The sequence below is a fragment of the Sphingopyxis sp. SE2 genome (genome assembly GCF_032227185.1).
In the GTDB taxonomy this organism is placed as follows: Bacteria; Pseudomonadota; Alphaproteobacteria; order Sphingomonadales; family Sphingomonadaceae; genus Sphingopyxis.
Window position 1 is genome coordinate 1988479 of the sequence record NZ_JAPMXW010000001.1, and the last position, 25669, is coordinate 2014147.

General features: G+C 65.2%; 24 protein-coding genes and 1 pseudogene. 12 read left to right on the forward strand and 13 right to left on the reverse strand.

What is annotated here, in order from left to right; translation table 11 throughout:
• Positions 1-8 precede the first annotated feature (8 nt).
• The 3 genes and pseudogenes from OVY29_RS09505 to OVY29_RS09515 all read left to right on the forward strand — a co-directional run bounded on the left by OVY29_RS09505 (position 9) and on the right by OVY29_RS09515 (position 4087).
• The gene (locus OVY29_RS09505) at positions 9-1136 is read left to right on the forward strand and encodes a phosphoserine transaminase (protein ID WP_037556601.1); all 1128 of its coding nucleotides are present in this window, start codon (positions 9-11) and stop codon (positions 1134-1136) included.
• Positions 1137-1241: 105 nt separating this feature from the next.
• Positions 1242-2825, forward strand: a pseudogene (gene serA, locus OVY29_RS09510) (phosphoglycerate dehydrogenase); the annotation flags it as partial.
• Positions 2826-2974: 149 nt separating this feature from the next.
• Positions 2975-4087, forward strand: a complete 1113-nt coding sequence (locus tag OVY29_RS09515) for an ATP phosphoribosyltransferase regulatory subunit (RefSeq protein WP_313911200.1) — start codon at positions 2975-2977, stop codon at positions 4085-4087.
• Here OVY29_RS09515 and OVY29_RS09520 read toward each other — a convergent pair.
• Together OVY29_RS09520 and OVY29_RS09525 are read right to left on the reverse strand one after the other, a co-directional pair.
• Positions 4084-4461, reverse strand: a complete 378-nt coding sequence (locus OVY29_RS09520; protein WP_037555485.1) for a DOPA 4,5-dioxygenase family protein — start codon at positions 4459-4461, stop codon at positions 4084-4086. The genes OVY29_RS09515 and OVY29_RS09520 overlap by 4 nt on opposite strands.
• A gap of 21 nt (positions 4462-4482) precedes the next feature.
• On the reverse strand, positions 4483-5427 hold the full coding sequence (locus OVY29_RS09525) for an alpha/beta hydrolase (protein WP_037555486.1): 945 nt from the start codon (positions 5425-5427) through the stop codon (positions 4483-4485).
• A gap of 136 nt (positions 5428-5563) precedes the next feature.
• On the opposite strand from OVY29_RS09525, the gene OVY29_RS09530 reads away from it, so the two are divergent.
• The 3 genes from OVY29_RS09530 to OVY29_RS09540 all read left to right on the forward strand — a co-directional run bounded on the left by OVY29_RS09530 (position 5564) and on the right by OVY29_RS09540 (position 8334).
• A complete protein-coding gene (locus OVY29_RS09530) occupies positions 5564-6853 on the forward strand; it encodes an adenylosuccinate synthase (protein WP_037555487.1) in 1290 nt (429 codons plus the stop codon).
• Positions 6854-6947: 94 nt separating this feature from the next.
• Complete coding sequence (locus tag OVY29_RS09535; protein WP_052182256.1) at positions 6948-7688, forward strand: class I SAM-dependent methyltransferase; 741 nt, start codon at positions 6948-6950, stop codon at positions 7686-7688.
• Positions 7689-7743: 55 nt separating this feature from the next.
• Complete coding sequence (locus OVY29_RS09540; RefSeq protein WP_037555488.1) at positions 7744-8334, forward strand: NADPH-dependent FMN reductase; 591 nt, start codon at positions 7744-7746, stop codon at positions 8332-8334.
• A 7-nt stretch (positions 8335-8341) separates the two neighbouring features.
• Here the strand turns inward: OVY29_RS09540 and OVY29_RS09545 are convergent, their stop codons facing one another.
• From OVY29_RS09545 to OVY29_RS09555, 3 genes are all read right to left on the reverse strand, one after another.
• Entirely contained in the window at positions 8342-9655 is a 1314-nt protein-coding gene (locus OVY29_RS09545; RefSeq protein ID WP_037555490.1) for a spinster family MFS transporter, read from the reverse strand.
• A gap of 131 nt (positions 9656-9786) precedes the next feature.
• Positions 9787-10272, reverse strand: coding sequence for a DUF2721 domain-containing protein (locus OVY29_RS09550; protein WP_235211518.1), 486 nt, complete (start codon positions 10270-10272; stop codon positions 9787-9789).
• Entirely contained in the window at positions 10269-11483 is a 1215-nt protein-coding gene (locus OVY29_RS09555; RefSeq protein ID WP_037555491.1) for an LL-diaminopimelate aminotransferase, read from the reverse strand. Before OVY29_RS09555 ends, OVY29_RS09550 begins: the two co-directional genes overlap by 4 nt.
• 126 nt (positions 11484-11609) lie before the next feature.
• On the opposite strand from OVY29_RS09555, the gene OVY29_RS09560 reads away from it, so the two are divergent.
• The 3 genes from OVY29_RS09560 to clpS all read left to right on the forward strand — a co-directional run bounded on the left by OVY29_RS09560 (position 11610) and on the right by clpS (position 14826).
• Positions 11610-13382 (forward strand): class I poly(R)-hydroxyalkanoic acid synthase, encoded by a 1773-nt coding sequence (locus tag OVY29_RS09560; protein WP_313911201.1) that lies wholly within the window; start codon positions 11610-11612, stop codon positions 13380-13382.
• 123 nt (positions 13383-13505) lie between these two features.
• A complete protein-coding gene (locus tag OVY29_RS09565; RefSeq protein ID WP_052182258.1) occupies positions 13506-14246 on the forward strand; it encodes a phasin family protein in 741 nt (246 codons plus the stop codon).
• 253 nt (positions 14247-14499) lie between these two features.
• Entirely contained in the window at positions 14500-14826 is a 327-nt protein-coding gene (gene clpS / locus OVY29_RS09570) for an ATP-dependent Clp protease adapter ClpS (protein WP_235211521.1), read from the forward strand.
• Here clpS and OVY29_RS09575 read toward each other — a convergent pair whose 3' ends face one another.
• Positions 14827-15318, reverse strand: coding sequence for a winged helix-turn-helix transcriptional regulator (locus OVY29_RS09575; RefSeq protein WP_037555496.1), 492 nt, complete (start codon positions 15316-15318; stop codon positions 14827-14829). It abuts the gene before it with no gap.
• A gap of 159 nt (positions 15319-15477) precedes the next feature.
• Between OVY29_RS09575 and OVY29_RS09580 the strand changes: the two genes are divergently transcribed.
• Together OVY29_RS09580 and OVY29_RS09585 are read left to right on the forward strand one after the other, a co-directional pair.
• Positions 15478-16209 carry an SDR family NAD(P)-dependent oxidoreductase gene (locus tag OVY29_RS09580; protein ID WP_313911202.1) on the forward strand — a complete coding sequence of 244 codons (732 nt, stop codon included), beginning with the start codon at positions 15478-15480 and terminating at the stop codon, positions 16207-16209.
• Positions 16203-16817 carry a 2-hydroxychromene-2-carboxylate isomerase gene (locus tag OVY29_RS09585; protein ID WP_037555498.1) on the forward strand — a complete coding sequence of 205 codons (615 nt, stop codon included), beginning with the start codon at positions 16203-16205 and terminating at the stop codon, positions 16815-16817. The genes OVY29_RS09580 and OVY29_RS09585 overlap by 7 nt, the downstream gene beginning before the upstream one ends.
• Here OVY29_RS09585 and OVY29_RS09590 read toward each other — a convergent pair.
• Together OVY29_RS09590 and OVY29_RS09595 are read right to left on the reverse strand one after the other, a co-directional pair.
• Positions 16814-17731: a DMT family transporter gene (locus OVY29_RS09590; protein WP_313911203.1), complete on the reverse strand. Its 918-nt coding sequence runs from the start codon at positions 17729-17731 to the stop codon at positions 16814-16816. The genes OVY29_RS09585 and OVY29_RS09590 overlap by 4 nt on opposite strands.
• A 301-nt stretch (positions 17732-18032) precedes the next feature.
• A complete protein-coding gene (locus OVY29_RS09595; RefSeq protein WP_052182259.1) occupies positions 18033-19049 on the reverse strand; it encodes a DUF3011 domain-containing protein in 1017 nt (338 codons plus the stop codon).
• Positions 19050-19266: 217 nt separating this feature from the next.
• Here OVY29_RS09595 and murA point away from each other — a divergent pair, with 217 nt between their 5' ends.
• Complete coding sequence (murA, locus tag OVY29_RS09600) at positions 19267-20553, forward strand: UDP-N-acetylglucosamine 1-carboxyvinyltransferase (protein ID WP_037555501.1); 1287 nt, start codon at positions 19267-19269, stop codon at positions 20551-20553.
• Here the strand turns inward: murA and OVY29_RS09605 are convergent.
• The 5 genes from OVY29_RS09605 to OVY29_RS09625 form a co-directional block, all read right to left on the reverse strand.
• A complete protein-coding gene (locus OVY29_RS09605) occupies positions 20540-21805 on the reverse strand; it encodes an alpha/beta hydrolase family protein (protein ID WP_313911204.1) in 1266 nt (421 codons plus the stop codon). The two genes, murA and OVY29_RS09605, sit on opposite strands and share 14 nt — an antisense overlap.
• A gap of 26 nt (positions 21806-21831) precedes the next feature.
• Positions 21832-22800, reverse strand: a complete 969-nt coding sequence (locus tag OVY29_RS09610; protein WP_037555503.1) for a DMT family transporter — start codon at positions 22798-22800, stop codon at positions 21832-21834.
• Positions 22797-23807, reverse strand: a complete 1011-nt coding sequence (locus OVY29_RS09615) for a threonine aldolase family protein (protein ID WP_037555504.1) — start codon at positions 23805-23807, stop codon at positions 22797-22799. Before OVY29_RS09615 ends, OVY29_RS09610 begins: the two co-directional genes overlap by 4 nt.
• Positions 23808-23873: 66 nt before the next feature.
• Complete coding sequence (locus OVY29_RS09620; RefSeq protein WP_037555505.1) at positions 23874-24353, reverse strand: hypothetical protein; 480 nt, start codon at positions 24351-24353, stop codon at positions 23874-23876.
• Positions 24354-24395: 42 nt separating this feature from the next.
• Positions 24396-25613, reverse strand: coding sequence for an argininosuccinate synthase (locus OVY29_RS09625; protein WP_037555506.1), 1218 nt, complete (start codon positions 25611-25613; stop codon positions 24396-24398).
• Positions 25614-25669 lie beyond the last annotated feature (56 nt).

A 25669-nucleotide genomic window follows, 5' to 3' on the forward strand; every position in this document is an offset into this window, starting at 1 on the left:
AGACTATGATGAGTGAAGTGACGACGCCACAGGTGCGCCCGACGCGCCCCTATTTTTCTTCCGGACCCTGCGCCAAGCCGCCGGTCTGGTCCCCCGAAAAACTAGCTACCGAATCGCTCGGCCGCTCGCATCGTGCGAAGATCGGCAAGACGCGTCTCCAATATTGCATCGACCTGATGCGCGAGATGCTCCAGCTTCCCGACACGCACCGCATCGGCATCGTTCCAGGCTCCGACACCGGCGCCTTCGAAATGGCGATGTGGACGATGCTCGGCGCCAAACCCGTCACGACGCTCGCATGGGAGAGCTTCGGCGAAGGCTGGGTCACCGATGCTGCGAAGCAGCTCAAGCTCGACCCGACGATCATTCGCGCCGATTACGGCGAGCTTCCCGATCTGACGCAGGTCGACTGGTCGAACGACGTTCTCTTCACCTGGAACGGCACGACCTCGGGCGTCCGCGTCCCGAACGGCGACTGGATCGCTGATGATCGGCAGGGCCTGAGCTTCGCCGACGCGACCAGCGCCGTGTTCGCCTACGACCTGCCGTGGGACAAGATCGACGTCGCGACCTTCAGCTGGCAGAAAGTGCTCGGCGGCGAAGGCGGCCATGGCGTGCTGATCCTCGGTCCCCGCGCGGTCGAACGGCTCGAAACCCACACCCCCGCCTGGCCGCTGCCGAAGGTGTTCCGCCTCATGTCGAAGGGCGCGCTCGCCGAGGGCGTGTTCAAGGGCGAAACGATCAACACCCCGTCGATGCTCGCGGTCGAGGACGCGATCTTCGCGCTCGAATGGGCGAAGTCCTTGGGTGGTCTCGACGGACTGAAAGCGCGCAGCGACGCCAACGCCGCCGCGCTCGACAAGATCGTCGAGGAACGCGAGTGGCTGAGCCACCTCGCCGCCGATCCCGCCAGCCGGTCGAAGACCTCGGTCTGCCTGTCGGTCACCGGTGCCGATGCGGATTTCATCAAGAAATTCGCTGGCCTGCTCGAAAAGGAAGGCGCGGCCTATGACATCGCGGGTTATCGCGATGCACCTCCGGGCCTTCGCATCTGGTGCGGCGCGACCGTTGACACCGCCGATGTGGAAGCCCTCGGCCCGTGGCTCGACTGGGCCTACGCCGAACTTCGCAAATAATTTCCATCGTCATTCCCGCGAAAGCGGGAACCCAGTGCTGTCACCACCTACGCTGGAACTGGGTCCCCGCTTTCGCGGGGATGACGAAGTTGAAGGATCATCAAAATGACCACTCCCAAAGTTCTGATTTCCGACAAAATGGACCCCAAAGCCGAAGCGATCTTCAAGGAACGCGGCATCGATGTCGACGTCATCACCGGCAAGACCAAGGACGAGCTGATCGCGATGATCGGCGATTATGACGGCCTCGCGATCCGCTCGGCCACCAAGGTCACCGCCGACGTCCTCGCCGCCGCGACGAACCTGAAGGTGGTCGGCCGCGCCGGGATCGGCGTCGACAATGTCGACATTCCGGAGGCGTCGAAGAAGGGCGTCATCGTGATGAACACCCCCTTCGGCAACAGCATCACCACCGCCGAACATGCGATCGCGATGATGTTCGCCCTCGCGCGCCAGATTCCCGAAGCCAACACGGGAACGCAGGCGGGCAAATGGCCGAAGAACGACTTCATGGGCGTCGAGCTCACTTCGAAGACGCTCGGCCTGATCGGGTGCGGCAATATCGGCAGCATCGTCGCCGAGCGCGCGCTGGGGCTGCGCATGAAGGTCGTCGCCTTCGACCCCTTCCTGACCCCCGAGCGCGCGATCGAGCTCGGCGTCGAAAAGGCCGATCTCGATACCCTGCTCGCCAAGGCAGATTTCATCACGCTGCACACGCCGCTGACCGACCAGACGCGCAACATCCTGTCGGCCGAGAATATCGCCAAGGCGAAGAAGGGCGTGCGCATCATCAACTGCGCGCGCGGCGGGCTGATCGACGAAGCGGCGCTGAAGGAAGCGCTCGAATCGGGCCATGTCGCGGGCGCCGCGCTCGACGTGTTCCAGACCGAGCCGCCCGCGGCCGACCATCCGCTGTTCGGTACGCCGAACTTCATCTGCACCCCGCACCTTGGCGCCTCGACCGACGAAGCGCAGGTCAATGTCGCGATCCAGGTTGCCGAGCAGATCAGCGATTATCTGCTCACCGGCGGCATCACCAACGCGCTCAACGTCCCCAGCCTCTCGGCCGAGGAAGCGCCGAAGCTGCGCCCCTATATGAGCCTCGCCGAAAAGCTCGGCAGCCTGGTCGGCCAGCTCGCGCACGACAATCTCACCACAATCTCGATCGAGGTTGAGGGCGCCGCCGCCGAACTGAACCTCAAGCCGATCACCGCCGCGGTGCTCACCGGCCTGATGCGCCGTTATTCGGACAGCGTGAACATGGTCAACGCCCCGCACCTCGCCCGCGAACGCGGTCTCGATGTGCGCGAGGTCCGCCACGACCGCGACGGCGACTATCACACGCTCGTCCGCGTCACCGTCGCGACCGAGGCCGGCGACCGCTCGGTCGCGGGCACCTTGTTCAGCAACGGCGACCCGCGCCTCGTCGAAATGTTCGGCATCAAGGTCGAGGCCGACCTCGACGGCCATATGCTCTATATCGTCAACGAGGATGCCCCGGGCTTCATCGGCCGCATCGGCACCGCGCTCGGCGAAGCGGGACTCAACATCGGCACCTTCCATCTCGGCCGCCGCGCCGCGGGCGGTGAAGCCGTGCTGCTGCTCAGCCTCGACTCGCCGATGCCCGAGCCTTTGCTGTGGCAGCTGTGCCAGTTGCCCGGTGTGAAGACGGTGAAGGGTTTGAGTTTTAAGCCGCCAAGTCCCCTCCAGCTTGCGGGAGGGGTTGAGGAGGCATGTCGAGGGGCAGGCGTCCTGAGAACAGACCCTCCCCGCCCCCCCCCGCAAGCGGGAGGGGAGAAATATTGAATCCCTCCTCCACCCGCCTAAGGCCGCATTCGATGACCAAGGGCCCTGCCCTGCTGCCCGAAGGCCTCCGCGATCGCCTGCCCGCGCAGGCCGAGGCCGCCTCGCGCGTCACGCGCGCGCTCGTCGATGCGATGCGCGCGCACGGCTATGGCCGCGTATCGCCGCCGCTCGCGGAGTTTCGCGAAACGCTCGGCGGCGACGATGAGCGCTCAACCCGCGACCTGCTGCGTTTCACCGACCCGGTGTCGCAGCGCACGCTGGCGCTACGCCCCGACATTACGCGGCAGGTTGGCCGCATCGCGACTTCGCTCCTCGCCGGCGCGCCGCGCCCGCTGCGCCTTTGCTACGCGGGACAGGTCGTCAAACTGCGCGCCAGCCAGCTCCGCCCGGCGCGCGAGATGTTGCAGGTCGGCGCCGAGTTGATCGGCAGCGATAGCGTCGCCGCCGCACGCGAGATCGTGACGGTCGCGATCGACGCGCTCGACGCCGCAGGCATCGGCCCCGTCACGATCGATTTCACCCTGCCCGACGTCGTCGACCTGCTCGCGGGCGGGCCGCTTCCCGTCGAAGCCGATATCCAGCAACTGCGCGACGAACTCGACGCCAAGGACGCCGGCGCACTGACGCGGATCGGCGCAACCGCCTATCTGCCGCTGCTCCGCGCGACCGGCCCGTTCGATCAGGCGATTGCCGACCTCCGCGCCTTCGACACCACCGGCGTTCTCACCGCCCGCATCGACGCGCTCGAAGCGATCGCCGCGCCGATCCGCGACCGTGTCACGCTGACGCTCGATCCGACCGAGCGCCACGGTTTCGCCTATCAGAGCTGGTTCGGCTTCCAGATTTTTGTGCCCGGACAGGGCGACGCGGTCGGCCGCGGTGGCGGCTATTCGATTCCCGTCGGCGAGCAGGAAGAATCGGCGGTGGGCTTTTCGCTCTATCCCGATCCGCTGATCGACGCAGGGCTCGGCGCCGAAAACATGGCCGAGCGCCGCATTTTTCTGCCGCTCGGCCACGACCCGGCGCTCGCCGCAAGCCTGCGCGCCGACGACTGGCAGACGGTCGCCGCGCTGTCGGAGAGCGACGACGCCCGCGCGCTCGGCTGCGGTTTCATCCTTGGCCGCGACGGACCCGTGGAAGTTTAAAAGTCCGCCCCGCCGAAGCGCGCCATGCCCTGATTGAACCCCGGCGGGTCGAGCACGGTGACGTCGAGGTCGATCGGCTCGCCGATCCAGTGCGCAAGGCTGGTATGGTCGGCGAGGTCGTCGTCGGTCAGCGGATGGACCAGCGCGCGCAGCCCTGTCGGCTCGATCGCCGCGATAACGGCGTCCTGCGACCGCGCCAGAAAATGCACCTCATATTGCGCGATCGGATGCGGACCGACCGGACGGTCGGTCATCGCTCCCACGAACAGGATCGCCGGGTCGCGCCCGAAATCGTCGTGCAGCGCCGCCGCAGCGGGGCGCTCGGCGGGGTCATAATAGATATGGGCGTGATAGGGGGCGTCTGGGTTTGTCATCTCCCCTCCCTATCGCAGCGATCAGCGCGCGAACAGCCGTTTCAGCCAGACGTCGACCGCTGCGGTGGGCGCATAGGACGGATCGCCCAACCGCCGGTTGATTTCGGCATGCCCCTGCAACCCCTCGCCCGGAAAACTGCCGTGCTCGACGCGGCTGCCCCCGGTTTCAAGAACCGCGCCCAAGGCTTTGGCCTGCCGCACGCCATCGGGACGCTGCACATAGAGCAGCAGGAAGTCCGGCGCATTGGGCGCGGCCGCCTGCTGCGTCGGTGACAGGGCCATTTGCCGCGCGGGATCGGTCCCGAACGCCTGCACATAGGTCTTCTTCATGATCGGCGGACCATCTTTCATCTGCGCCGCCACATCATAGGCCGCCCCGTCGATCGGAATCACGCCCGATATGTCGGCAAAGGACAGGCCCGCGCCCTGCAGATAGCGTTCGTCGGTGCCGACCAGCGCGACGAGATGCGCGCCGGCGCTATGCCCCATCAGCACGATGCGCCGCCGGTCGATGCCGAGCATGTTCGCGCGATCGACCAGTGCCTTCACCGCCGCAGCGACATCGGCCGCCTGCTGCTCGACCGTCGCAGCGGGGACGAGCCGGTAGTCGATCGATGCGAAGGCATAGCCTTGCTGGGGAAAATGCTCGGCCTTGAAACGCCCCGTCGCATTGTCCTTGCTGCCGCGCTTCCACCCACCGCCGTGGACAAAGACGATCAGCGGCGCCGGCCCTTTCGTCCCCTTTGCGCGCCAGATATCGAGCCGTTGAAGGGCGGCGGTCCCATAGGAAATCGTCTCGCTGCCCGGCGCCTTCGGGCCTTCATCGGCGCCCATGCGCTCGGCAAGGCGTGCATCGATCCGGTCGCGCAGCCGTTCGCGGGCATCGGCGAAGGGGCCAGGCACCGAGACACTCGCAACCGCAAATGCGGCAACCGTTATATACCCGATCCATTTTTGCTTGTTCATCGTCGCTCTCCGCTATCCCGGCGCATGCGCTTCTCGCCCGGATTTGTCGCAAAAACTTGCCACCATCCCTTGCCTCTCCGGCCAAATCCGCTAAGGCCGCGCCGGGCCGAAAGGCGCCAATCAGCAGGACAGCATCATGGCAAATGTTACCGTCATCGGGTCGCAATGGGGCGACGAGGGCAAGGGCAAGATCGTCGACTGGCTCGCCAGCCGTGCCGATGCCGTGGTCCGCTTCCAAGGCGGTCACAACGCCGGCCATACGCTTGTCGTCGGCGAGCAGGTTTACAAGTTGTCGCTGCTGCCTTCGGGCATCGTGACGGGCACACTGTCGATCATCGGCAACGGCGTCGTGCTCGACCCGTGGGCACTGCGCGACGAGATCGCCAAGCTGCGCGGTCAGGGCGTCGAGATCAACGCCGAGAATTTCGCGATCGCCGACAATTGCGCGCTGATCCTGCCCTTCCACCGCGACCTCGATGCGCTGCGCGAGACCGCCGCGGGTGCGGGCAAGATCGGCACCACCGGCCGCGGCATCGGCCCCGCCTATGAGGACAAGGTCGGCCGCCGCGCGATCCGCGTGTGCGACCTTGCGCATCTCGACAAGCTCGAACCGCAGCTCGACCGCCTGACCGCGCACCACGACGCGCTCCGCGCCGGCTTCGGCGAGCCGCCCATCGACCGCGAGCGGTTGGTCGCCGACCTTCGCGAGATCGCCGACTATGTGCTCGAATATGCGCAGCCCGTCTGGAAGCGCCTGAAAAAGGTCCGCAAGGCCGGCGCACGCATCCTGTTCGAGGGCGCGCAGGGCGTGCTGCTCGACATCGACCATGGCACCTATCCCTTCGTCACCAGCTCGAACACGGTGAGCGGCACTGCGGCGTCGGGTTCGGGCCTCGGCCCCTCGGCGGTCGGCTTCGTGCTCGGCATCGCCAAGGCCTATACGACGCGCGTCGGCAGCGGCCCCTTCCCGACCGAGCTCGAGGACGAGATCGGCCAGCGGCTCGGCGAGCGCGGGCATGAATTCGGCACCGTCACCGGGCGCAAGCGCCGCTGCGGCTGGTTCGATGCTGTGCTCGTGCGCCAGAGCTGCGCGGTGTCGGGTGTCACCGGCGTCGCGCTCACCAAATTGGACGTGCTCGACGGTTTCGACACGATCCGCATCTGCACCGGTTATCGCCTCCGCGGCAAGATCCTCGACTATTTCCCGGCGCACTCGGCCGACCAGGCCGAGGTCGAGCCGATCTACGAGGAAATGGACGGCTGGCACGAATCGACCGCGGGCGCGCGCAGCTATGCCGATCTGCCCGCACAGGCGATCAAATATATCCAGCGCGTGCAGGAACTGATCGAAACCCCGATCGCGCTGGTGTCGACGAGCCCCGAACGCGAGGACACGATCCTGATTCGCGATCCGTTCAGCGACTGAGCCGAAAGCGCCGGTCGTCGCACGGACGCGGCGGCCGGACGCAATCGGGCCCGCCGTCACTGAACTGCCATCCGCCGTGCCTAGTTGGCTGTGGATGACCAGCCGCGAAACGACGCACCTCCTCGCGCGTCCCGATATCTACGACGCCCTGCCGCGCCCGGCGCGCGAGCGGCTGGAAGTCATCGCCTTCGGCGCCATCCAGTGGCCCTGGCTGCTGCGATCATTGTGGGGCGGACGAAAGGCCGAGAAAGCCGCGCTGCTACGCCGGCTCGACCTTCCCGACGATGCGCTGCCACATCTCGGCAGCTGGAAAGCCGACACGCGCTTTCTGACGCATATCGTCGACGCGATTGAGGCATTGCGCCCGGCGGTCGTGGTCGAGCTCGGCTGCGGGGCGAGCAGCCTTGTCATTGCGAAGGCGCTGTCGATGTTCGGCGGCGGGCGGCTCGTCAGTTACGACCAGCATCAGGAATTTGTCACCGCCACCGCGCACTGGCTTGCCGGTCAGGGGGTTTCCGCCGACCTTCGCCACGCGCCGCTCGGACCGCCGCCCGGCGACTGGCCGGGCCTGTGGTATCAACTCGCCGACCTGCCGGCGGACATCGGCCTGCTCGTGATCGACGGCCCGCCATGGGCCTTGCATCCGCTGGTACGCGGGGCGGCCGAATCGCTGTTCCCCCGCCTTGCCGACGGAGCGACGATCCTGCTCGATGACGCCGCCCGGCCGGGCGAGCGTCTCGTCGCGCGGCGCTGGCAGAAGAGATGGCCGCAGATCGATTTCGCGTTCGACCGGTCGGGCACGAAGGGCACGCTCATCGGCCGCGTTCCGGGCTGACATCGGGCAACTGGACGCGTATGTCGGTGACAGCCATTCCTTTCAAGGTGACCCCATGCCGCGCCATATCCTCGTTTTCTACGGCAGCTATCGCCGCGACCGGCAGGGTATCAAGCTCGCGCGCTGGCTCGTCGATGCCATCGATGCGCGCGGCGACAGCGCCGAACTGATCGACGCGAAAGCGGTCGACCTCCCGATGCTCGACCGCATGTACAAGGAATATCCGAAGGGCGAGGCGCCTGCGGCGATGGAGGAACTTGCGGGGAAGATCCGCGCCGCCGACGGTTTCCTGTTCGTCACCGGCGAATATAATTGGGGGCCGCAGCCGGGGCTCAAGAATCTGACCGATCATTTTCTCGAGGAATGGTTCTGGCGCCCCGCCGCGATCGCCTGTTATTCGGCGGGCCCATGGTCGGGGGTGCGCGCGATGATGGGCTGGCGCGACACGCTCGGTGAGATGGGAATGGCGGTCACCTCGTCGATCCTGCCGGTCGGGCGGATCGGCGGCGCGTTCGACGCCGAGGGCAATCCGACGGGCGACGACGGCGCGCGGCTTCAAAAGAGCTTCCCGCGCTTCGCCGACGACCTCAATTGGTGGATAGACGCCGCCAAGGCGCAGCGCGCGAAGGTCGATCCGCCCTACTAAGCCTGCTCTAGCCAGACTTGAGTTCGCGGCCGAGCCGCAGGCTGGCGCGCCAGAAGAAGAAGGCGGGGATGAGGCCGAGCCACGCCGCGCCATAAAGAACGTAGCGCACACTTTCTTCGCCATAAGCGGGCGCGAGCGCGTCCGACAGCACGCCGAAGAGGAACGGGCCAAAGCCCAGCCCGATCAGATTCTGACCGAACAGCATGATCGACGCCGCGACCGCGCGCGCCTGCGGCCGCACCAGTCCCTGTACGCAGGCATACGCAGGACCATAATAGGCCGAATTGAGGATGGTCGGGACGATAAGCAGCGCTACTGCGACGCGCCAGTCGTCCATTTGATAGCCGAGAAAGAGGATCGGGGCGCCGACGGCCATGCCATAAGCAGGCAAGGTCAGGATATGTCGCTTGTCGCGCTTGCCGAAAATGTCGGCGCATTTGCCGCCGAGCCAGGTGCCGAATACCCCTGCCAGCCCCAACACCACTGCCATCGAGAGTCCCGCTTCGGTCGTCGACAGGCCGTGGCTGCGGATGAAGAAGCTGATCGTCCACAGCGCCTTGCCATAGCCGAGAAAGGCGGTGACGGACGCCGCGATCAATATGTAGAGAAACGCGCGCGACGAAAAGATTTCGCGCATCGCCTGGCGCGCGGGAAGCTGTGCGGGCGCAGCGGTCGCCGTCGTTTCGACGGGCCGGTGATGCCGCGGTTCGCGCATCACGAACAGCACTACCAGCGCGAGGAGCATACCGGGCGCCCCGACGAGCATCAGCGCGATGCGCCAGCCGTATAGATCGTTGACGATACCGCCGAGAATCAGTCCGAGCAACGAGCCGATCGGCACGCCGAGCCCGTAAAAGGCGATCGCCGACGAGCGTTTTTCGGGCACCACACTATCCGAAATCAGCGAATGCGCGGCGGGCGTGCACCCAGCCTCCCCCACGCCGACACCGATGCGCGCGAGGAGCAATTGCACGAAATTCTGCGCGAGCCCGCACACCGCGGTCATCGCCGACCAGATGGCGAGCGCGAGGGCGATCAGCCGGACGCGGTTCGTCCCCTCCCGGTCGGCATAGCGCGCGATCGGGATGCCGAGCAGCGCATAAAAAACGGCGAAGGCCGGGCCTGCAAGCAGGCCAAGCTGGGTATCCGAAAGGCCGAGGTCGGCCTTGATCGGTTCGGCGAGGATGTTGACGATCTGCCGGTCGAGGAAATTGAAGATATAGACGATCAGCAGGATCCACAGCATCGTCCGCGTCTGCGCGGAAACGCTGGTGGCTGACGGCGAAGCGATACCCGGGGCCGGAGCGGCTTTGTCAGTCATCTATCTCTCCCGCCGCCATCGGAGCAGACCGGAGGGACCGGTGTCAACGCCCTTGCGGTGCGCCGGGAAGGCCGTTCGCAATTGCCGTTACGGCGCCCGCCGCGCGGCGCATGGAAAAATTTTTCGGCCGGTCAGTGTCGGTCGCGCCGCCGCTTCCGATCCCTGCCCTCCAGCTCGAGCAATTCCATCGGGACATGGATCGCACGCACCGCGAGACGGACCTCGACGAGAAAAAGGATCAGCGAGACGAGCAGCAACAGCATCGCTGCCGCAAAGGCCCATGACGCCGCGACTCCAAGATTGATTCCGGTAAAGGCCTGGGTGAACAGCAAAGCGACGAGCAGGCAGACGACGATGCCGCACGCCACGGCAGAGAGGATCGAATTGTTGATGATCCCCATCCGCCGGTCGGCGATGCGCAGTTCGGCGACGATGCGTTCATGCTCGACGCCTTCGGTGTCGGCCCAGCGTTCCATCAGGTTGCGCGAGCGATCGACGACGCGCGCCAGCCGCCCCGCGATGACGTTGAGCAGGCTGCCGGTCGCGACCAGCAGGAACACCGGCGTGACCGACAGTTGGATCGTCTGCGCAATCGCGCCGGCGTCGAGGTCCATCATCCCCCGGCTGCGACCGACGGCGTGTTGACCCCGTGCATGGCGAGGAATTTGCGGATGTTGCGCGCCGCCTGCCGGATGCGCTGTTCATTCTCGACCATCGCGATGCGAACATAACCCTCGCCGTCCTCGCCATAGCCGACGCCCGGCGCGACCGCGACCTTGGCATGGGTCAGAAGCTGCTTCGAGAATTCGAGGCTGCCCATTTCCTTGAGCGCGGGCGGCAGCGGCGCCCAGGCGAACATCGACGCGGGCGGGCTCGGAATGTCCCAGCCGGCGCGCGCGAAGCTTTCGACCATCACGTCGCGGCGCTTCTGGTAAAGCTCGCGGTTTTTGGCGACGATGTCCTGCGGACCATTAAGCGCGGCGCAGGCCGCGGCCTGGATCGGGGTGAAGGCGCCGTAATCGAGATAGGATTTGACCCGTGTCATCGCGGCGATCAGCTTTTTGTTGCCGACCGCAAAACCCATGCGCCAGCCCGCCATCGAATAGGTTTTCGACATCGAGGTGAACTCGATCGCGACATCCTTCGCGCCCGGTACCTGCAGGATCGAAGGCGTCGGATTGCCGTCGTAATAAAGCTCGGAATAGGCGAGGTCGGACAGGATCCACACCTTATTCTCCTTCGCCCAGGCGACGAGCCGCTCATAGAAGGCGAGGTCGACCGCTTCGGCGGTCGGGTTCGACGGATAGTTGACCACCAGGATCGACGGGCGCGGTACGGTGAAGGCCATCGCGCGGTCGAGCGCGCGCCAGTAATTCTCGTCGGGCGTCGTCGGAACGCTGCGGATCGTCGCGCCGGCGATGATGAAGCCGAAGGTGTGAATCGGATAGCTGGGGTTCGGCGCGAGCACGACGTCGCCGGGGCCGGTGATTGCGGTCGCGAGGCTCGCAAGCCCCTCCTTCGACCCCATCGTCACGACGACTTCACTTTCGGGATCGAGCTCGACGTTGAAGCGGCGCCCGTAATAATTGGCCTGCGCGCGGCGGAGGCCCGGAATGCCCTTCGACTGCGAATAGCCGTGCGCGTCGGGCTTCATCGCGACTTCGCACAGCTTTTCGATCACATGCGCGGGCGGCGGCAGGTCGGGGTTGCCCATACCCAGGTCGATGATGTCCTCTCCCGCGGCGCGGGCGGCCGCACGCATCGCATTCACTTCAGCGATGACGTAGGGCGGCAGGCGCTTGATGCGATAGAATTCATCTTCGGACATGGGAAACTAGAACAACTCCTTTGCGTTACGGGAAGGTCAGAACCTGATTGACGCGCGCGGCAATCTCGCCAGCCGCATCGCGGCTTGTTATAGGCATTATATCCGCACTGACCAGCAGGAACGAGCATGAACGATACGGGTAAGGACGACACGACCGAGACGCCGAATCCCTTCATGCCATCACCCGATGACCTGCAGCATTGGGCCAGTGTCATGGGCCGCGCGCAGCAGATGATGCTCGAATATGCGCTGGGTCAGGCCAACCAGGGCAACAGCGCCGCGGCGGGTATGTTCGACCCCGCGAGCTGGCTGCAAAATCCGACCACCCAGCTGTGGGCCGAACAATCGTCGAAGCTGTGGGAACAGGGCGTGGCCTTCTGGACTTCGCTCGCGACGATCCAGCCGTCGTTCGCGCCGGACGCCGATGCGCCGAAAGACAAGCGTTTCGCCGATCCCGACTGGACCGCCAACCCGGTCTTCGCGCTGATCCGCCAAACCTACGGCCTGCTCGCCGAACAATTGCTCACGACCACCCGCACCATGCAGGGGCTCGACGAGCATGCGCGCGCGAAGATGGAATTCGCCGCGAAGAATATGACCGACGCGCTGTCGCCCTCGAACCTTGCGATCACCAATCCCGAAGTGATCAGACGCGCGGTCGAGACGCGCGGCGAAAGCCTGCTCAAGGGGTTGAAGAATATGCTCGCCGACCTGTCGCGCGGGCAACTCTCCCACGTCGACCCCGACGCGTTCGAAGTCGGGGTGAATATCGCGACCACGCCGGGCAAGGTGGTCCACGAAACCGATCTCTATCAGCTGATCCAGTACAGCCCGACGACGAAGGAGGTTTTCACCGTCCCGCTCGTCATCTTCCCGCCGTGGATCAACCGCTTCTACATTCTCGACCTCAATCCCGCGAAAAGCTTCGTAGCTTGGGCGGTCGAACAAGGCCTTTCGGTCTTCATGGTATCGTGGAAGTCGGCCGACGCTTCGATGAGCGAGGTCGTGTGGGACGATTATATCGCGGCGCAGGTCGATGCCATCGATACGGTGCGCGAGCTTCTCGACGTGCCGCACGTCCACACGATCGGCTATTGCGTCGCGGGCACCACGCTCGCCGCGACGCTGGCGATGCTCGCTGCGCGCGGCGAGGCCGACAAGGTCCGGTCGGTGACCTTCTTTACTGCGCAGGTCGATTTCGAACTGGCGGGCGACCTCAAAATGTTCGTCGATGAAGGCTATCTGACCCTCCTCCAGCAGCTGTCAGCGGGGGGGTTCCTCGACGGGCGCTATATGGCGGCGACCTTCAACAGTCTGCGCGGCCGCGATCTTATCTGGAATTATGTCGTGAGCAATTATCTGCTCGGCAACGACTATCCGCCTTTCGACCTTCTCTACTGGAACGGCGACGTCACCAACCTGCCCGCGAAGTGGCACCGGCAATATCTGGTCGACCTCTATCGCGACAATCGTTTGGTGATCCCGAACAGCCTGGAGGTGATGGGCACGCCGATCGACCTCAAGAAGATCGAGACCCCCGCCTATATCCAGGCGGGCCGCGAGGATCATATCGCGCCGCTCGCGAGCGTCTGGCGGCTGATGGACCATCTCTCGGGGGCCAAGACCTTCGTGCTCGCGGGTTCGGGCCACATCGCCGGCGTGGTCAACCCGCCCGCGGCGGGCAAATATCAATATTGGACCGGCGACAACGGGGCCGCGTCGCTCGACGATTTTGTTGCGAGCGCGTCCGAGACCAAGGGCAGTTGGTGGCCGCACTGGATCGGCTGGATCGCGCAGCAGGATGATGAAAAAAGCGCCGCCAAGGGCGCGCGCATCCCCGGTAAAGGCAAGAAAAAGCCGATCGAGGACGCCCCCGGCCGCTACGTCAAACAGCGGTAATATCTGGCGAATATATCGGCGCTCTGGCCGACGGTGCAGCATTTTTGTGCGCTGCACAAATTTTTTCTTGAAATCGCCGATCCACTCCTATATTGTGCAGTGCAACATAAAGGAGTTGTCCCGATGGCTACCAAGATGGATAGTGCCGAAAAGGCTTTCGAAGCCGCGACGCTGGAAACCGCCGCCAAGCCGGTGGCCGCTCCTACCGCTCCCGCCGAAGCTGCATCCGCGGCGAAAGCGGCGGCGCCCGTGAAAACCAAGACTGTCGCGGCGAAGGCCAAGCCGGTCCAAAAGAAAGCCGCAAAGCCGGCAGCCAAGAAGGTCGCCCCCAAGAAGGCGGCTGCGAAGACCATTGCCCCCAAGCCCGCGAAAGCCGCGCCGAAGCCGGCCGCTCTCGCCACCAAAGGACTGAAGACCATGAACGACACCGTCAAGAAGTTCGCCGAAGAAGCGAAGACCCGCGCCGAAACCCTGACCGCCGACTTCAACGAGAAGGCGAAGGAAGCCATGGCCAAGTCGAGCAAGCTCGCCGAAGAAGCCGTCGAATTCAACAAGGCGAACATCGAAGCCCTCGTCGAATCGGGCAAGATCGCTGCCAAGGGCATCGAAACGCTCGGCCAGGAAGGCGTCACCTTCGCTCGCAAGAGCTTCGAAGACACGACCGCCGCGCTGAAGGGCTATACCGCCGTCAAGACCCCGGCCGACTTCTTCAAGCTCTATGCCGAGAACAGCAAGAAGGCGTTCGACGCCGCTGTCGCGCAGACCTCGAAGACCAGCGAACTCGTCGTCAAGCTGACGAACGACAGCTTCGCGCCGATCTCGAACCGCGTTTCGGTCATCACTTCGAAGATGAAGGCCGCCTAAGCGCCCTCTCTTCCATCGTTGGCGCGGGCGACTCCCCTCCCTCTCCCCGCCTGCGCCGACACCCCAAGGCCGCTCGCTTCCCCGGAAGCGGGCGGTTCTTGTTTTGGTTCTGCCCGCTGGCGAACAAGAGGTTAAAATCCGCGACCGCGCCCCTTGCGCTTCGGCCGCGGCTTGCGATATTCCTGCGATGATGTTTCCAGTTTCGACCATCCAGCCGGTCCGCGCCATGGCGGAGTCAAAGAATGTCCGCGCCATGGCGGACAAGGACGACGGCTCGCCCGGCAGCCCCGGCGTTGGTATCGCGACGCGCACCCGCGCCAAGGCGAAAAAGCCCTCGATGTACAAGGTGCTGCTGCTCAACGACGATTACACGCCGATGGAATTCGTCGTGATGGTGCTCCAGCGTTTCTTCAACATGGATATCGAGCAGGCGACGCAGGTGATGCTGCACGTCCACCAGCAGGGCGTCGGCGTGTGCGGCGTGTTCAGCTACGAAGTCGCCGAGACCAAGGTAAACCAGGTGATGGACGCCGCGAGGCAGAACCAGCATCCGCTGCAATGCACGCTGGAAAAGGCCTGATCAGCCCGATTTTGCGGCCTGTTCGGCTTTGAGCGCCAGCGACGGCTCCCCTTTCAGATCGCCATAGCGCAGCGGCTCGCCGCACCCCGGACAGACGGTCGATGTGCCGACGTCGGCACCGCAAGCGCGATGGGTATAGCGCATGGCCGGCCCTCCCCCCGTCTCACCCTCTTCATAGGCCCAGCGTTCGGCCCAGTTGCGCATCGCGTAGAGGACGTCGAACAGATCCTTGCCCTTCGCGGTCAGGCGATATTCGTAGCGCGGCGGCCGCTCTCGATAGGCGCGGCGTTCGATCACCCCTTGCTCGACCAGCAGCTTGAGCCGCGCCGATACGATCTGCGGACCGAGCCCGGTGTTCGCCGCGATCTCCTCGAACCGCCGCCGCCCGAAGAACAGGTCGCGCAGGATCAGGAGCACCGCGCGGTCGCCGAGCAATTCGGCCGAGCGGCCGACGGGGCAGAACGTATCCGACAAATCCGCGCGTTTGGGCATTGTTCCAGCACTTCCCCTTCCTCGTCATTCCCGCGAATGCGGGAACCCAGTTCCGGCGCTGGTTCGCTGGGTTCCCGCGTTCGCGGGAATGACGATTAAATTTAATCCTTGTTACTATGATTATCATAGTTACGATGTGGCGCAACAGGAGAGTCGCTGATGCCCAACCCCGCAGCCGTCATCATCGGAGCCGGAGACGCCACCGGCGGCGCGATCGCCCGCGCCTTTGCCGCCGCGGGCCTCACCGCCTGCGTCAACCGCCGCGAACGCAACGCCGAGCAGCTGGAAGCCCTCGCGCAGCAGATCCGCGACGACGGGCATCAGGCGCGCGCCTTCCCCGCCGACGCGCGCGTGGAAGAAGCGATGATTGCGCTGTTCGATCAGGTCGAGGCCGAGGTCGGCCCGGTCGAGGTCGCGGTGTTCAACATCGGCGCGAATGTGAATTTCCCGATCGTCGACACGACGGTGCGCGTCTACACCAAGGTCTGGGAAATGGCATGCCTCGGCGGCTTCCTGATGGGCCGCGAGGCGGCGAGGCGCATGGCGCCGCGGGGCCGCGGTACGATCATCTTCACCGGCGCGACCGCGTCCCTGCGCGGCGGATCGGGTTTCTCCGCCTTTTCGGGTGCCAAGGGCGCGCTCCGCATGCTTGCGCAGTCGATGGCGCGCGAACTCGGCCCGCAGGGCATCCACGTTGCGCACACGATCATCGACGGCGCGATCGACACCGAATTCATCAAAGGGCGCCATCCCGATTTCGACAACGCGAAAGCACGGGATCTGATCCTCAATCCCGCAGCCATCGCCGCCAATTATGTGATGCTCCACAGGCAGCCCAAAAGCGCTTGGACGCACGAACTCGATCTTCGCCCCTGGGGAGAAAAATGGTGACCAAAACGCTCGAACTCATCTTCGACTTCGGCAGCCCCAACGCCTATCTCTCGATGAAGGCGCTTCCCGACCTGCTCGACCGCACGGGCGCCGATCTCGTCATCGCCCCCTGTCTTTTGGGCGGCATCTTCAAGGCGACGGGCAACAAGGCGCCGATGATCCAATATGCCGACGCGCCCGCGAAGCTCGCATATGAGAATCTCGAAATGCGCCGCTTCATCGCGAAGCACGGCCTCGTCAGATTCCGCATCAATCCGCATTTTCCCGTCAACACGCTGACCGTCATGCGCGGCGCGATCGTCGCCGAGGACGAAGGCAATCTTGACGATTATGTCGACGCGGTTAACCGCGCGATGTGGGAGGAAGGCCTCAAGATGGACGATCCGGAGGTGATCGCACCCTTCCTCTCGGCGAACGGCTTCGACGGCCCCGCCCTCCTCGCGCGCACGCAGGAGCCCGCGATCAAGGCAAGGCTGGCCGCCAACACCGAAGCCGCGGTCGCGCGCGGCGTGTTCGGCATCCCGACCTTTTTCGTCGGCGGCGAGATGTTCTTCGGCAAGGACCGGCTGGCGCAGGTCGAGGAAGCACTCGGCCAGATCGAGGCTTAGGCCTGCGCCGCGGGCGGCGGGCGCCCGGCGACGAGGATTCCGGCGACGATCAGCGCCAGCCCGGCGACATGGAACAGGTGCAGCGCCTCGCCGAGGAACAGCATCGCGAGTCCCGCGCCAATCAGCGGCATGACATTCATATATTGCCCCGTCGCCGCCGAGCCGATCAGTTCGACCCCGCGATTGAAGAAGAGATAGGCGAGAAAGGACGGGAAGATCGAGACATAGGCGATCGCGAGCGCACTCCCCGCCGCCGGAACGATCAGCCGCCCCGACCAGAGTTCGTGCGCGTAGACAGGCGCGATCACCGCGATGCCGACGACCATCGATGCCGCGAGAAAGCTTAGCGGATGCACCACAGGGCGGCGGCGGAGCAGCACCGAGTAGAGCGCCCAGATCAGCACCGCCACGCTGATGATCGCGTCCCCGATATTGAGCCGGAGGCCCCATAGCATCGCAGGATCGCCGCGCGCGATGATCGCGAGCACGCCGGCGAGCGAGATCAGCACTCCCGCAACCTGCCGCAGGCTGGTGCGATCGCCCATCACCAGCGCTCCGGCGATCAGCACAAGCGCGGGCTGGGCCGACTGGATCAGCATCGAATTGAGCGCGGTGGTGCTCTGCAAGCCCGTGTAAAGCAGGATGTTGAACGAACCGATCGCGAGCGCGCCGAGCAGCGCGACGATCGGCCAGTTCGCGCGCAGCACCGGCCAGTCGCGCCGCAAATGCGGCCAGGCGAGCGGCAGCAGCAGCAAGAGCGCGAAGGTCCAGCGCCAGAAAGACAGGGCGGCGGGCGGCACGAGGTCGCGCGCCGCGCGTCCGACGATCGAATTGCCCGCCCAGAACAGCGCGGTGACCGTCAGCAGTGGATAAGCCCGTTTCCAAAGCGCCGCGAACGGGCCACCGTCGTTCATCATTCCGTTCCGCTCACGCCACGCCGGCTCTCTCATTCACGGCTTGGCCGAAAGATGCAATCGGGAGGAGGATATAAGCGACTGCCTTCCGACCGGAATACGACATTCTTTCCATTGTCATCCCGGCGAGGGCCGGGATCTCGCCGGTGCGATAAACCGTTAGGGTGAGATCGTGTTTCAGAGTCACGTGCCTCTGAACACCCTTCGCCGGGATGACGGAACTGAAATGTCCGCTCACCACTCCAAAACCGCCGGCAACCGACGCGTTCGCGCCGACGCGTCTCCAGACGAAGGATTCCCCTTAACTGAAGTCGAGCTGGATGATCTGCGTCGGCGTCGCGCGGCAATACATTTCGATTTGCTTGGCGCCATCGGGATAGGTTGCGGTCATCGCCGCACGGATGCGCCATCCGCCGTTGCCCTGCTCGAGGTGGACGAGCCGGTCGTACGACAGCCGCGTGCCGCCGGTCACCCCGATCTGGCGCGCCGCATCGTTCATGCAGTTTTGCACCGAAGGCCGCGCCGCGCTCGGCAGCGCTGAAAGATTGGCGCTCAATGTCGCCGGAGGCCCCGCCGGATAGGTCGGCGTTGGCGTGCCGTCCTGCACCGGCTCGCCGGCTTCGGCCTTTTTCTTCTTGCTCTGGCTCGCGAGCAGGGCAAGCAGCCCGCCCGCGACGACGATGCCGCCGATGATCAGCCCGGTGCTCGGCCCCTTATCCTTGTCCTTTTCGGGCGGCCGGAGGTTGCGATAGCCATAGCCGAAGTCGGCGCGGCATCCGTTGTTCACCCAGACATAGCTCGAGGTATAGCCCCATTGCCGCCCGGCGTTGCAGCGCCCGCCGATCCGGCGCACCAGTTCGACGCGGTCGTTCGTCGCGACATTGCACTGCTGATAGCGGTTGCTGCGCGACTCGCAGCGGATCGTCCCCGCATAATCGTCGACCGGCTGCGGCAACGGCACCGGATTGCCGCCATTATTGGCATAGCCATAGCGGAACTCGGCGCGGCACCCGCCCGACACCCAGATCTGCGTCGCGGTAAAGCCCCAGTCGCGCCCTTTCGAACAGCGCCCGCCGATGACGCGCATCAATTCGACGCGATTGTTCGTGCGGACGTTACAGCGCTGAAGCCGGTTGTTCCGCGATTCGCAGCGGATGGTTCCGGCATAGCCATCGCCATAGCCGGGGCGCGGCGGCTGGATCTGCGGGCCGCCGGGTGGCGGATAGGGCAAGGTCGTGGCCTGCGGCATCGCGGGCACAGCAAGTTGGCTGGCAATCAAGGTGGCCGTAATCACGACCGTGACGACATTATTCCGCATGACCTTCTCCCCTGTGAAAAGTCGTTTTACGTAAACGCTGCGATTGTCGAGGCCCGATATGGGCAAGAATAGTTTCACATTTTCGATGGGAAAGCCACGACGAAAGCTATTCGCTCATACGGCAACTTAACCATCCTTGGCGGCGCCCACCGCCGGCCGCCATCGCCGGCATGGCCAGTCCGCTTGCGCGGCCCGGCGCATGCGCTAAAGACAGCCGATGGATCAGATCGTCATTCGCGGCGGCCAGCGACTCAAGGGCCGTATCCCCATCTCCGGTGCCAAGAATGCGGCGCTCACCCTGCTGCCCTGCGCGCTGCTCACCGACGAGCCGCTGACGCTTCGCAACCTGCCGCGGCTCGCCGACGTCGACGGATTCGGCCACCTCTTGAACCAGCTCGGCTGCTCGACGACGATCGAGGGATCGCGACCCGAAGATTTCGGCCGCGTGATGACCGCGCGCACGACCACCCTCACCTCGACCGTTGCGCCCTATGACATCGTGCGCAAGATGCGCGCGTCGATCCTCGTGCTCGGACCGCTGCTCGCGCGCGCGGGCGAGGCGACCGTGTCGCTTCCCGGCGGCTGCGCGATCGGCAACCGCCCGATCGACCTCCACCTGAAAGCCCTCGAGGCCTTCGGCGCCGAGATCGAACTTGCGTCGGGCTATGTGAAGGCGAGCGCGCCCGGTGGCGGACGCCTCCCCGGCGGCAAGTTCACCTTCCCCGTCGTCTCGGTCGGCGCGACCGAAAACGCCGTCATGGCGGCGGTGCTCGCCAAAGGCAGCTGCGTGCTCGAAAATGCGGCGCGCGAGCCCGAGATCGTCGACCTGTGCAACTGCCTCGTCGCGATGGGCGCGCATATCGACGGCATCGGCACCGAAACGCTGACGATCGAGGGTGTCGACCGGCTGCACGGCGCAACCTATCGCGTCATGGCCGACCGCATCGAGGCGGGCAGCTATGCCTGCGCCGCGGTCATCACCGAGGGCGATGTCGAGCTGGTCGGCGCCAAGGTCGATGAAATGGACGCGACGCTCGCCGCGCTGCGCGAAGCCGGCGCGACGGTCGAGCCGACCAAGGCCGGCATCCGTGTCGCCATGTCGGGCCGCGCCGAACCCGTCACGCTCTCGACGGCGCCCTACCCGGGCTTCGCAACCGACATGCAGGCCCAGTTCATGGCGATGGCGACGCTCGGCAAGGGCGCGTCGCTGTTCACCGAGACGATCTTCGAAAACCGCTATATGCACGTCCCCGAACTGGCGCGCATGGGTTGCGACATTCAGGTCAAGGGCCGGACCGCGATCGTCCGCGGGGTCGACCATCTGGTCGGCGCGCCGGTGATGGCGACCGACCTGCGCGCATCGATGAGCCTGATCATCGCGGGCCTTGCTGCCGAGGGGCAAACCGAGGTCAACCGCGTCTATCACCTCGACCGCGGTTACGAGCGGCTCGAAGAGAAGCTCCAGGCCGTCGGCGCCGACATCGAGCGGATCAGCGCAGGGTAAGTCTCTCCGCGCGGCCATATTTGCCGCTTGCGCTGCCCTTGATCCAGTCGCCGAGCAATTTGAGATAGCCGTCGGTGATGCGCGTTATACGGCGCGAGCCGTCGGCGGCAGTCGTGAACTCGAACATGCCGTGATCAGTGCGGGGAAAGAGGTAGACGTCGAAGGGCTTGCCTTCTCTCGCAAGCCCGAGCAGCGCGCCGCGCGTCGTTTCGATCGGCGCCTCGCGGTCTTCGCCCGCAAGCACCCACAGCAAAGGCGTATCGAGTTTCCGTAGCGCCGCAACCGCGTCATAGTCCCAGATCAGTTCGAGGTTGTCGAAGCGCGCCCGCCCGATCCGCTTCAGCTCCTCGTTCGGCATGCGCGCAATCGCCCCGCTATACTCGCCCTCGATCTTCGCCGCCCATGGTTGGTCCGCCATCTCGCGTCGCACGGCATCGAGCGCTTCGTAGCCGGTGTCGAAATCCGACAGCAGCAACCCCGCGGTAGCCTGCGACAAGCGGTTGACCAGCGCCTCGGCATCCTTGCCCAGCCCCACCGCGCGCACTTCGGAGACCATCTGCTCGCGATCTTCCTCGATCGGCGAGGCGACGAGGCCGAAGCCGACGGTCACATAGTCGGCCTTGGTCAATGTCGCCGCGAGCGGGGCCACCCAGCCGCCCTGGCTGCCGCCGAAAAAGCCCGCGCGACCGAACCGGCCCGCCGCCATCTCCCGCGCCTTTTCGAGCGCATGCGCCGCATCGGCAGCGAGCAGTTCGAAATTCTGCGTATATTCGCCATCGGAACCGCCCGTCCCGCGCTTGTCGTAGACGAATACCGAAATCCGCTGCGCCGCCATCGCATAGCCATAGATGCCGCCGATCGGCGACGAGCGTTCGGACCCGTGCACCATCACGAGGAGCGGACGCGTGGGGTCCGCGCCCGGCGGCTCGATGAGCATGCCCGTCATCTTCGTGCCGACGCTGTCGAAACTCGCCGGCGTCTCGCGGAACGCGACCGGTTGCCAAGCCGCGCCTTTCACATTCACCTGACCGGCATCGCAAGCCAGTGGCGCATCCGGGTCCGACGTCGCGCCACGCCGCCCATCGCGGAACAGATAGCGCAGCCCTGGCGCCGGGATCGACGGGAGCTTCGCAAGTACCACGAAATCGCCATCGGGGGCCGCATAGGTGCCGGGCTGGCAAGCGGCTTGCGCGAAAGCCGGTGCGCCCGGAAGCGCGGCGAGGAGCAACAACGTGCTGGCAAACATCTTCATATCACCGTATTATTACGGCAATACAGTTATGGCAACCGGTCTTCTTGCTGCACCGGCATCGACACCGTGTTTCCGCTGACCGACGGCCGCTCGGGCCGCTTCGCGACCGCGATCACCAGCCCGATCAAAGCGACGATGCCGCCGGTGATCGACAGCGCCGCCCAATGATAATTTTCGAATACGGTCGAAAAACCCATCGCGATGATCGGGATCAGCACGCTCGACCAGGCCGCCTGCCCCGGCCCAACCGCGCGTATGACGTTGAAATAGAGCGGAAAGGTCACCGCGCTCGCGATGATGCCGAGATAGAGCACGCCGCCAAGATAGACGGGCGTGGACTCGATTACCGGCGGGCCCGTGGTGATCCACGCATAGCTGCCGTCGGCGAGTGCGCCGAACAGCATCGCCCAGGCGATCATCACCACCATCGACTGCGCGCGCGCGAAGGCTGTCCCCTGCATGACATTGGCGGTGGAGGCGCTCATCACGCCCGCTAGCGTCAGCGCGGTGCCGAGCAGCACTTCGCCTGCCCCGACGGTTGCGGCGCGATATTCGTGGAGGATCATCAGTCCGACCCCGACGATTGCGATCCCCGCCCCTGCCAGGAAGCGTCCTTCGAGCGGCGTCTTCAGAAAGGCGCGCCCGAGCAAGGTGTTGGGCACGATCAGCAACGCGAAGAGCACCGCGACAAGGCCCGAGGCTATGTGCTGTTCGGCGCGATAGACGAAGTTGAAGTTCAGTGCGAACTGCGCGGCACCGAGCACTGCGGCAAAGGCCATCGCGCGGGGGCCGATCCATATCGGCTCGCGCCGCATCGCGGCAAAGACGAACATCGCGATCGCCGCAACGGCGAAACGATAGGTCACCGACCAGCTCGGCGGAACGACGCCGAGCTGTCCCTTGATGACGATCCACGTCGACCCCCAGATCAGCGTGACCAGCGCAAAGGGCAGTAGGACGCGCGGGCTGAGCAGCGTCGGCTGCTCGCCGCTCATAGCGCGCCGATCGCCGCCGCCAGCGGCGCGACGGCTTCGGCGTCCTGATCCCAGCTGACGACGAGGCGCGCCGCGCCTTCGCCCCAGTCGTAGAAGTCGAACCCGGCCCCGCGCAGTTTCGCTGCCTCTTCGGCGGTCATCCGCACAAACAGCTCGTTCGCCTCGACCGGATACATCAGCCGGCTGCCGCACGCCGCCGCCAGCTTCGCCGCGCCGGCATTGGCGGCGCGCGCGTTGGCCAGCCACAGATCGTCCTTCAGCATCGCGCGAATCTGCGCCGCGACGAAGCGCCCCTTGCTGAGCAGATGCCCGCCGCGCTTCTTGAGCTCGCGCACTCCGGCGCCGCCGCTGCCGCCGAAAAAGACGATCGCTTCAGCCATCATCGCGCCATTTTTGGTGAAGCCGAACGACAGCGCATCGACTCCGGCGCGCCATGTGACGTCGGCGGGCGCGCAGCCGAGAAAGGCGACGGCATTGGCGAAGCGCGCGCCGTCCATGTGGAGCTTCAGCCCCTTGCCCTTCGCGATCGCGCTGATCTCTCCGATCTCGTCGGCGCGCCAGGCCAGCCCATATTCGGTCGCGTTGGTGATGCTGACCGCCGCCGGTTGGACCTGATGCACGTCCTGCCGGATTCCCGCGATCCGCGCTTTCAGCGCGGCGGCGTCGATCTTCGCGCCGCGCCCCGGTAGCGGCATCAGCTTCGCGCCGCCCGAATAGAAGGTCGGCGCGCCGCATTCGTCGACCTCGATATGCGCTTCCTCGTAGCAGAGAATGCCCTGCCACGGCCGCACGAAATGCGCGAGGATGATGCTGTTCGCCGCGGTCCCCGTCGGGATCCACACGACCTCGCAATCCGTCTCGAAAAGCTCCGAAAAAGCCGCGTCGAGCGACTGACTGAGCGCGTCGCCGTCATAGGCCGTATCGACCCGATTCGCGGTGGCCATCGCTTCCATCACTACCGGATGGACGGTTGCGGCATTGTCGGAGAAAAATCGGGTCGCGGTCATGTCTCGCGCCTTAGCGCAGGTGCGCGCCGCTTGCTAACCCCTCATTTTCGCGGCGCTTCGTTGGCGTCAAATGCCGAGCGAATCCGCGCAGTCGAAAGCCGAAGCGAGCTTTTCGCGGAAGCCCGAAACGTCCGATCCCACATCGACGAGCACGGCATCACCTATCGCGCCCGCATCGAGCCGCTCGTGGAGCGCGATGGACAGCGAATCCTCGGTGAACAAGTCGCCGACGAAGCGATTATGCGCCACGAAACCCAGCCGCTCCGGCGTCGATTCGATCACCACTGCGCGCCACGCGGGGCCATAGCTCGCCTTTGCCCACAGCTGCGTCCCGACGGGAAGCGCGCGCGTCGGCTTGCCCGTCACCACCGCGACGTTGATCATCGTACGATCGGCATCGTTGAAGGCCTGCCGGATCTCGATCGAACCCCCGCCGAATCGCGCGGTGCAATCGCCCGCGGCGCGCTCCACATAGCCGAGGTCGGCATAGGAGGCATCGTTGAACGCAGGCGTCAGGCTGGCGGCCGCCAGCAAAAGGGAGAACATGGACCAAGGCTCCTGTCGCAGCCGGGCCCGTTCCCGGCCGCCTTATTGACCCTGTTTCGCGAGCAGTTTCAAGCGCAAGGCGTTGAGTTTGATGAAGCCCGCCGCATCCTTCTGGTCATAGGCGCCGGCATCGTCCTCGAAGGTCACATGGCGTTCGCTGTAGAGGCTGAACGGCGACTTGCGGCCGACGACGCTCGCATTGCCCTTGTAGAGCTTGAGGCGGACGGTGCCGGTGACGTTCGTCTGGCTGTGGTCGATCGCGGCCTGCAGCATCTCGCGCTCGGGCGCGAACCAGAAGCCGTTGTAGATGAGTTCGGCATATTTCGGCATCAGCTCGTCCTTGAGGTGCGCAGCGCCGCGGTCGAGCGTGATGCTTTCAATTCCGCGATGCGCGCGCGCATAGATTTCGCCGCCGGGCGTCTCGTACATGCCGCGCGACTTCATGCCGACGAAGCGGTTCTCGACGAGATCGAGGCGGCCGATGCCATGCTTGCGGCCAAGGTCGTTCAATGCCGCGAGCAGCGTCGCGGGCGACATCGCCTGACCGTTCAGCGCGGCGCCGTCACCCTTCTCGAAATCGATCGTGATATATTCAGGCGTGTCGGGCGCGTCCTCGGGATTGACCGTGCGCGAATAGACATAGTCGGGCGTCTCTTCCCACGGATCCTCGAGCACCTTGCCTTCGGACGAGGTGTGGAGGAGATTCGCGTCGGTCGAGAAGGGGCTTTCGCCGCGCTTGTCCTTGGGCACCGGGATCTGGTTCTTCTCGGCGAAGTCGATCAGCGCGGTGCGGCTGGTCAGATCCCATTCGCGCCACGGCGCGATCACCTTGATGTCGGGGTTGAGCGCATAGGCGCTGAGTTCGAACCGCACCTGATCATTGCCCTTGCCCGTCGCGCCGTGCGCGACCGCATCGGCGCCGGTTTCCTTCGCGATCTCGACGAGGCGCTTCGAAATCAGCGGGCGCGCGATCGAGGTACCGAGCAGATAATCGCCTTCATAGCGAGCGTTGGCGCGCATCATCGGGAAGACGAAATCGCGGACGAATTCCTCGCGCAGATCGTCGATATAGATGTGCTCGGGCTTGATCCCCATCAGTTCGGCCTTGGCACGCGCGGGTTCGAGTTCCTCGCCCTGCCCGAGGTCGGCGGTGAAGGTCACCACCTCGCAGCCATAGGTGACCTGCAGCCACTTCAGGATGACGCTGGTATCGAGGCCGCCCGAATAGGCGAGGACGACGCGCTTGAAGGACTCGGACATGATGCACCTTTGGCGAGGGAAGACGCGGGCGCGGCTAGCAGTCCGCCGTCCAAGGT

Coding starts and splice junctions, on each gene's coding strand:
- OVY29_RS09585 (WP_037555498.1), top strand. CDS start 16,203: ATGGTGACCAAAACGCTCGAACTCATCTTCGACTTCGGCAGCCCCAAC.
- OVY29_RS09545 (WP_037555490.1), bottom strand. CDS start 9,655: ATGACTGACAAAGCCGCTCCGGCCCCGGGTATCGCTTCGCCGTCAGCC.
- OVY29_RS09550 (WP_235211518.1), bottom strand. CDS start 10,272: ATGATGGACCTCGACGCCGGCGCGATTGCGCAGACGATCCAACTGTCG.
- OVY29_RS09595 (WP_052182259.1), bottom strand. CDS start 19,049: ATGCGGAATAATGTCGTCACGGTCGTGATTACGGCCACCTTGATTGCC.
- OVY29_RS09535 (WP_052182256.1), top strand. CDS start 6,948: ATGACCAGCCGCGAAACGACGCACCTCCTCGCGCGTCCCGATATCTAC.
- OVY29_RS09605 (WP_313911204.1), bottom strand. CDS start 21,805: ATGAAGATGTTTGCCAGCACGTTGTTGCTCCTCGCCGCGCTTCCGGGC.
- OVY29_RS09540 (WP_037555488.1), top strand. CDS start 7,744: ATGCCGCGCCATATCCTCGTTTTCTACGGCAGCTATCGCCGCGACCGG.
- OVY29_RS09525 (WP_037555486.1), bottom strand. CDS start 5,427: ATGAACAAGCAAAAATGGATCGGGTATATAACGGTTGCCGCATTTGCG.
- OVY29_RS09580 (WP_313911202.1), top strand. CDS start 15,478: ATGCCCAACCCCGCAGCCGTCATCATCGGAGCCGGAGACGCCACCGGC.
- OVY29_RS09555 (WP_037555491.1), bottom strand. CDS start 11,483: ATGTCCGAAGATGAATTCTATCGCATCAAGCGCCTGCCGCCCTACGTC.
- OVY29_RS09575 (WP_037555496.1), bottom strand. CDS start 15,318: ATGCCCAAACGCGCGGATTTGTCGGATACGTTCTGCCCCGTCGGCCGC.
- OVY29_RS09615 (WP_037555504.1), bottom strand. CDS start 23,807: ATGACCGCGACCCGATTTTTCTCCGACAATGCCGCAACCGTCCATCCG.
- OVY29_RS09560 (WP_313911201.1), top strand. CDS start 11,610: ATGAACGATACGGGTAAGGACGACACGACCGAGACGCCGAATCCCTTC.
- OVY29_RS09515 (WP_313911200.1), top strand. CDS start 2,975: ATGACCAAGGGCCCTGCCCTGCTGCCCGAAGGCCTCCGCGATCGCCTG.
- clpS (WP_235211521.1), top strand. CDS start 14,500: ATGGCGGACAAGGACGACGGCTCGCCCGGCAGCCCCGGCGTTGGTATC.
- OVY29_RS09590 (WP_313911203.1), bottom strand. CDS start 17,731: ATGAACGACGGTGGCCCGTTCGCGGCGCTTTGGAAACGGGCTTATCCA.
- OVY29_RS09520 (WP_037555485.1), bottom strand. CDS start 4,461: ATGACAAACCCAGACGCCCCCTATCACGCCCATATCTATTATGACCCC.
- OVY29_RS09625 (WP_037555506.1), bottom strand. CDS start 25,613: ATGTCCGAGTCCTTCAAGCGCGTCGTCCTCGCCTATTCGGGCGGCCTC.
- murA (WP_037555501.1), top strand. CDS start 19,267: ATGGATCAGATCGTCATTCGCGGCGGCCAGCGACTCAAGGGCCGTATC.
- OVY29_RS09530 (WP_037555487.1), top strand. CDS start 5,564: ATGGCAAATGTTACCGTCATCGGGTCGCAATGGGGCGACGAGGGCAAG.
- OVY29_RS09565 (WP_052182258.1), top strand. CDS start 13,506: ATGGCTACCAAGATGGATAGTGCCGAAAAGGCTTTCGAAGCCGCGACG.
- OVY29_RS09620 (WP_037555505.1), bottom strand. CDS start 24,353: ATGTTCTCCCTTTTGCTGGCGGCCGCCAGCCTGACGCCTGCGTTCAAC.
- OVY29_RS09610 (WP_037555503.1), bottom strand. CDS start 22,800: ATGAGCGGCGAGCAGCCGACGCTGCTCAGCCCGCGCGTCCTACTGCCC.
- OVY29_RS09505 (WP_037556601.1), top strand. CDS start 9: ATGAGTGAAGTGACGACGCCACAGGTGCGCCCGACGCGCCCCTATTTT.